We start from the raw sequence: 6,185 nt of genomic DNA, 5'->3' as shown, positions 1-6,185 counted from the left end.
TATTTGAGGAATTATCTGGGCTGGCGAAGGATGTTGGAGCGTTATGGGCAGGCAGTGGATATCCCGCGTTGCTTGCATGAGGCGCTGGGGCGCCCCATGCAACACGTAATTGGGACATAGCCTTTTTCATGGCCGCAATCGGGAATGGAAGAAGAGGATCAGTGCCCCGCCAGCTTCATCCGCTCGACCAGCACCGAGCCGGTCTTGAGGCTGGAGCGCTCGTCTTCATCCGTCCCCACCGCGACCAGGGAGCGGAACATGTCGGCCAGGTTGCCGGCTATGGTGATTTCCTCCACTGGATAGGCAATTTCGCCATTCTCCACCCAGAAACCGGCGGCGCCACGGGAGTAGTCCCCGTTGACGATGTTGACCCCCTGCCCCATCAGCTCGGTCACCAGCAGACCGGTGCCCATCTCCCTGAGCATGCCCTGGAAGTCCTGACCGGTATTCGAAACCTGCCAGTTGTGGATGCCACCGGCGTGACCCGTGGTGGTCAGCCCCAGCTTGCGCGCCGAGTAGGAGGTGAGCAGCCAGCTCATCAGGCGGCCATCGCGGATGATATCCATGTCGCGGGTACGCACCCCTTCGCCATCGAACGGGGTACTCGCCAGCCCACCCAGCAGGTGGGGGAACTCCCGGATGCTGAGCCAGTCGGGCAATATCTGCTCATTCAACTTGTCCAGCAGGAAGCTCGACTTGCGATACAGGCTGCCGCCGCTGATGGCCGTCACCAGATGGCCCCAGAGCCCGGCCGCAGTGTCGGGGTGGAACAACACGGGAGCATGGCGGGTGGAGATCTTGCGGGCGCCGAGCCGGGAAAGGGTGCGTTCCACCGCCTCGTCGGCGATACGCTGTGGGCTCCAGAGCCCAGCCAGATCCCGGCTGGAGGAGTAGCCATAGTCCCGCTGCATGTCGCCATCCTGCTCACCGATCAGCACACAGCTCAGGGAATTGCGCGACGCCGCATAGCCTCTGACGAAACCGTGGCTGTTGCCATACACCTTGACCCCCAGATGGCTGGAGAAGCTGCCACCATCGGAGTGCTTGATGCGGGCATCGCGACCCAGCGCCAGCCGCTCACACTCGATGGCCAGCTCGATCCCCCGTTGGGGATCCAGCAGGGTGGGATGACACAGCTGCAGATCCGGGGCATCCCAGGCCAGCAACTCGGCATCCGCCAGGCCGGCACACACATCGGGCGAGGTGTGGCGGGCTATCTCCATGGCCGCTTCGACGGCGGCACGGATCGCCGATGGGCTCAGGTCGGTGGTCGAGGAAGAGCCCTTGCAACCGTCGCGATAGACGGCGATGCCGAGCGCCCCATCCTTGTTGAATTCGATGCTTTCCAGCTCACAGCCCCGGGTGTTCACCGACAACCCGGTCTGCTTGCTGATGGAGACTTCGGCAAGCCCGGCGCCCAGTCCTTTGGCTATCTCCAGAGCCTCGGCGACGACGGCCTCGAGATGGGCTTGATCCTGGCGGATTTGGTCTTGCTGGTCCATAACTCACATCTGTATGAAGGAAGGAAAGGGGCTAAGCATATCAGACCCCTGCGCCCAGCGGGAGAAGCTGGTAACATATCCCCCAACGTGAATGACAGGAATCAGAGACCGATGAGTCAGTATCAAGACGACAACGAAATGGACGATTGGGGTCCCAGCAAGAGTCAGCTCAAGCGCGACGCCGAAGCACTGCAAAAGCTGGGGGCTGAGATCGTTTCCCTGAGCCATAGCGAGCTGGAAAAAATCCCGTTGGATGAAGAGCTGGCCGAGGCCATCGAGCTGGGCCGCAAGCTCAAGCCCAAGAAGGACGAGTCCTTCCGCCGCCACCTGCAGTTCATCGGTCGCCTGATGCGTAGCCGGGATATTGAGCCGATCGAACAGGCTCTTACCATCTTCAAGAACCGCCACTCCACCGTGAATGCTCGCCTGCATCGGCTGGAGCAGTGGCGTGAGCGCCTGATCACCGAAGGTGACAGCGCCCTCAATGAATTGATGGCCCAGTTCCACGATCTGGATCGCCAGAAGCTCCGCCAGTTGATCCGCAGCGCCAACAAGGAGCGGGAGCTGAACAAGCCGCCGGTGGCCTTCCGCGAGATCTACCAATATCTGCGCGGCGAGATCGAAGATCTGCTGTAACGGGTGACGCTGTCGCCAGTGTGAGCGACACCGAGGACATAATAAAACGGGGCCAATAAGGCCCCGTTTTTCATGGTATCTACCTGGGTATCAACTGCCTGCCATGCACTGGGTATGGGTCCCCGGCTGCAGATAGGGCATCAGCAGCGGCGCCATCCCCTTGAGCACCTGTACCGGCAGCGCCGAGGTGAAGCGGAACTTGTCGGACTGGCTGCCCGGCACATAGGCCGTCAGGGTACCGAAGTGATCGTCCCCGATGTAGAAGACGAAGGTCGCAGTCCGGTTGCGGGCCAGGGAGCTGGTCACATTGCCATAGCGGCCCACCGTCTCGATCCGGTTATCCCCGGTCCCCGTCTTGCCCCCCATTGACAGCACGGTACCATCCGGCAGGGCGAAGGCACCGGCGATACGCCGCGCCGTTCCCCCTTCCACTACCTTCGACAGGGCGTTGCGCAAGGCGTTGGTCACCTCGACGGGCAGCACCCGGACCCCTTTGGTATTGGCCGGCTCGAAGACGGTGGCAAAGGGCGTGTCCTTGGCAAACGACAGGTACTCGATACGTTGGGTCGGCGAGCGCAGGCCGCCGTTCTGGATGATCCCCATCAACTCGGCCAGGGCTGCGGGTCTGTCGCCCGAACTGCCGAGGGCGGTTGCCAGGGACGGTACCAGGTGATCGAACGGATAACCCAGCCGCGCCCAGCGTTGATGGATGTCGAGGAAGGCCTCCACTTCCAGCATGGTACGGATACGGCTATCCCGGGCGCTGCGATGGCGGGTCTTGAACAACCAGCTGTAGACCTCCTGGCGCTCATCCCGGCTGGCTGCGACCGCATCGGTAAAGGTCGCCTTGTCGAACTCCTTGAGGTAGGAGAGCAGCCACAGCTCCAGCGGGTGCACCCGCGCGATATAGCCCTGATCCGGCAGTGAATACTTACCCGGACCATAGCTGGTGTAGAGCTGCTCGATCCGTTTGTCAGTCAGCTTCTCCCGTGGCAACCGCTTGGCCAGGAAGGCCGCAAAGTCAGCCTGCGACGCCTCCGGCATCAGGTAGCGATGTACGGCCGCGAGCCGCACCGCGCTGGGCTTGAGGCCGTCCAGGAAGGTATCGAGCTGCTCATCCGCGGTCTTGCCACGATACTTGCGCCAGAAACGCAACAGGTAGGTCTGGCCCTCCTTGTCGGCGAACTTGGCCAGGTACTCGGTACGACGCGGATCCTTATCATCCTTGAGCAGTTGGGCGCGGTTACCTTCCTTGTAGAGGCTGTAACGCACAATGTCGCGCATCAGCCGCACGAAGGGCAGGTTGATGGATTCGCGCAACGCATCGCGGATCGGTGGGATCCGGCCGTTATCCTCTTTGCGGAAGTTGTTGAAGGTATGCATGCCACCGCCGGTGAAGAAGCCCTCATAGGGACTGGCGGAGTACTTACGATCCAGTGCCGCCTCCAGCATGACCGGCAGGCTCTTGTCCTTGGCGGTCATCAGGTAGGAGATGGCCCAGCGGCTGATGTTGTCCTGGTTGGACACCTCTATCTTGCGCAGGCTGTCGGCTGGCATGCTCCCATAGCTGTCGTGCAGCTCGGTGACGATCTCCAGATAGGTGGTCAGCACCCGCAGCTTGGCCGTGGAGCCCAACTCCAGCTTGCTGCCCTCGTTGATGTCAAATGGCTGATCCGTGTTATCGGTCTGCACCCGTACCTTGACCCCTTCCGGCGTCTTCTCGAACAGGGTGAAGCTGTACTTCACGTCTCCCGTCTTCTCCGGCGAGAGCAGGCGCTCACCAAAGAGGCCGACCTGGGAGGCGAACGTCGGATCTGCCAGTTGCTGCAGATAACGGGAGATATCATTTTGCAGCGGCATGTTGAGGGTGGTATCGGCGGTCAGGTCCATTCGGTCCAGATCATAGAGCTGCACCCCGAGCTGACGACTGAGGCGAGTACGCGCCACCTGCAGTCCCTTGTTGTTATTGACCCGGGTGATCGCCGGCGCCTGCAGGAAGTCGCGGAAACCGAGCTTGGCCTTGAGCGCCGACTCCATCAGTGCCGGGGAGATCATTCCCTCCTGTACGAACAGACGCAGATAACTGTCGGTCAGGGTCGACAACGCGTCCCGCCCCTGGGCCAGATAGTAGGAAGGACGACGGTGAGCAATCATCAGGGAGACGACCTGGCGTAGCGCCAGCCCCTGCTCCGCCAGAGTGGCATCCTGATTGCGGGCAGGATCCAGCAGGCGATTGACCTCATCCACATTGGCCCCGAACCAGACCCAGAGGCCATCACCCAGTCCATGTACCTCCCCATAACCTGGGGCGGCAGAGAGCGGCACCGAGTTGAGGTAGGCCCAGGCAACCAGCTTGCGTGCCGCCAGCGTCTCCGGCCCCAGTCGATAGGCACGGACGCTGGCCGAAACCATCTGGCGGATCTTCTCGGTCGGAGACAGGGTCAGACCATCGGGAGAGTGACGATACTTCTCGACCTGGGTGGCGAGCGTACTGCCGCCGGCAGACTGATCCTGCATGTCCAGCGCCTTGCCCACTTGAGACAATGCCGCCTTGCCAAAGCGAGGCCAGTCCACCGCCGGATTAGCCAATGGCTGCTCATTGCTCAGCAGATCCCGGTTCTCGATGAACAGCAGTGACTGGATCACCAGAGGGGGGATGGAGCTGAAATCCGGATAGTAGTGGGTCGGATACTTGTACTGGTAGAAGGGCTCTGCGCGGCAATCGTGCAGGGTCAGCCCGGCTTGAACCTTCTCGGTATAAGGCACAAAGAAGCCATGGCTGGCGTACTTGTACAGCGCATCGGAGAAATGCACCTGCTCGCTGATCTGATAGCCACGCTGGACGAGCCGCTCCTGGATCATGGGCATCAGCACATAGCCGAGCCGCTTGTCGAAGGGGCCGTCATCCGGGAACGCGATCTGCTTGCTGGGGCCTTTCTCGAGTTGATAAGTCAACTCGGCTGCGTAGTGGGAGATCTCCTGCGACTGCAGTCGGGAAGTCTTCATCTCATAGCCCACCAGAACGATCACGGCGGCCAGACAAAGTAAAAAGATAAAACAGAACAACCAGCGCCACCAGGGACGACGCTTGCGCCTATGCTGCCCGCCCGAGTCCGGTACGGATGAATCCTGAGATGCCACTTTATTCAAATCCGTCTGTTTTGATGCGCCCATATCAGCCCCACCATGGTTACGCAATTTATTGTCTTTCACTCAAGCTTAGTCGTTTCAAGTCAATGGCTTGAAAACTATTGACCGCTTTGATGCGATGTTAACAGGGCAATTATTAAAAAGGGAGTCGATTGTTGCAGTACGGTGAGAGATCCGATCTGATGTGCAGAAATGAAACACCGGCCAAGGCCGGTGTTCAAGCATAGGGAGGCAGCTTTATTTGCTGCTGCTCATGCCTTTCAATTTGGTACTCAGCTCCTTGCGCTCCTTGGAGAGCTCGGCATTCTTGATGATGTGATCGTCAACCCGCTCCTCGTAATCGGCACGCATGTTGGCGATGATAGCCTGCACTTCATCGATGCTCATGCCTGGCTTGATGTAGTCGCTCAGGTTGTCGAGCAGCAGCACCCGCTTCTGGTTGTCACGGATCTTCTTCTCGTTGTCGACGATCTCGCGCTTGAGCTTGTTCTGACGACGGGACATACGCACATATTCCAAGACATCGCTGAAAGTAGACTTGTTTACTTGTTCCATATCGATACCACTGACTGAAGGTTAATGAAAACAGGCCGGGCCATCCCCATACCAGAGAGGAAAAAATGCATGGTACAGGCACACCCTGAATGTGCCTTTACTCTACCGAGTTATGATGCAGATACAACCCCAATCGCAGCTGGCATGAGGTTGGCAGGTGGAAAGAGGCGGGCAAGGTCGTCAGAAATGACAATTCAGTGAACAGGAATTTCAGGCAATAAAAAAGCCCGCTCGATTGAGCGGGCTTCTTCAATTGGGTGCCTGGCAGTGTCCTACTCTCGCATGGCGAATGCCACACTACCATCGGCGCTACCGCGTTTCACTTCTGAGTTCGGCATGGGA

4 protein-coding genes and 1 pseudogene are annotated in these 6,185 nt (G+C 59.6%); 2 read left to right on the top strand and 3 right to left on the bottom strand.

Annotated elements, in window-relative coordinates; genetic code table 11:
- Positions 1-120, top strand: a pseudogene (locus MM194_RS21660) (IS1595 family transposase); the annotation flags it as partial.
- 38 nt (positions 121-158) lie between these two features.
- Here the strand turns inward: MM194_RS21660 and pmbA are convergent.
- Positions 159-1,502 (bottom strand): metalloprotease PmbA, encoded by a 1,344-nt coding sequence (gene pmbA / locus MM194_RS21655; RefSeq protein WP_033132278.1) that lies wholly within the window; start codon positions 1,500-1,502, stop codon positions 159-161.
- Positions 1,503-1,613: 111 nt separating this feature from the next.
- On the opposite strand from pmbA, the gene yjgA reads away from it, so the two are divergent.
- Complete coding sequence (yjgA, locus tag MM194_RS21650) at positions 1,614-2,138, top strand: ribosome biogenesis factor YjgA (RefSeq protein WP_033132277.1); 525 nt, start codon at positions 1,614-1,616, stop codon at positions 2,136-2,138.
- A 90-nt stretch (positions 2,139-2,228) separates the two neighbouring features.
- On the opposite strand, the gene MM194_RS21645 is transcribed toward yjgA, so the two are convergent.
- Both MM194_RS21645 and tmaR read right to left on the bottom strand, forming a co-directional pair.
- Complete coding sequence (locus tag MM194_RS21645; protein ID WP_033132276.1) at positions 2,229-5,312, bottom strand: transglycosylase domain-containing protein; 3,084 nt, start codon at positions 5,310-5,312, stop codon at positions 2,229-2,231.
- A gap of 213 nt (positions 5,313-5,525) precedes the next feature.
- Positions 5,526-5,843 carry a PTS system regulator TmaR gene (gene tmaR, locus MM194_RS21640; RefSeq protein ID WP_033132275.1) on the bottom strand — a complete coding sequence of 106 codons (318 nt, stop codon included), beginning with the start codon at positions 5,841-5,843 and terminating at the stop codon, positions 5,526-5,528.
- Positions 5,844-6,185 lie beyond the last annotated feature (342 nt).

It is taken from the genome of Aeromonas sp. MR16, from assembly GCF_022549315.1.
In the GTDB taxonomy this organism is placed as follows: domain Bacteria; phylum Pseudomonadota; class Gammaproteobacteria; order Enterobacterales; family Aeromonadaceae; genus Aeromonas; species Aeromonas aquatica.
The sequence above is the reverse complement of the archived record's forward strand: the minus strand, read 5'-3'. Positions and strand labels throughout refer to the sequence as shown.

Excerpts from the sequence above, each read along its gene's own strand:
- pmbA (WP_033132278.1), bottom strand. The coding sequence starts at position 1,502 with ATGGACCAGCAAGACCAAATCCGCCAGGATCAAGCCCATCTCGAGGCC.
- tmaR (WP_033132275.1), bottom strand. The coding sequence starts at position 5,843 with ATGGAACAAGTAAACAAGTCTACTTTCAGCGATGTCTTGGAATATGTG.
- MM194_RS21645 (WP_033132276.1), bottom strand. The coding sequence starts at position 5,312 with ATGGGCGCATCAAAACAGACGGATTTGAATAAAGTGGCATCTCAGGAT.
- yjgA (WP_033132277.1), top strand. The coding sequence starts at position 1,614 with ATGAGTCAGTATCAAGACGACAACGAAATGGACGATTGGGGTCCCAGC.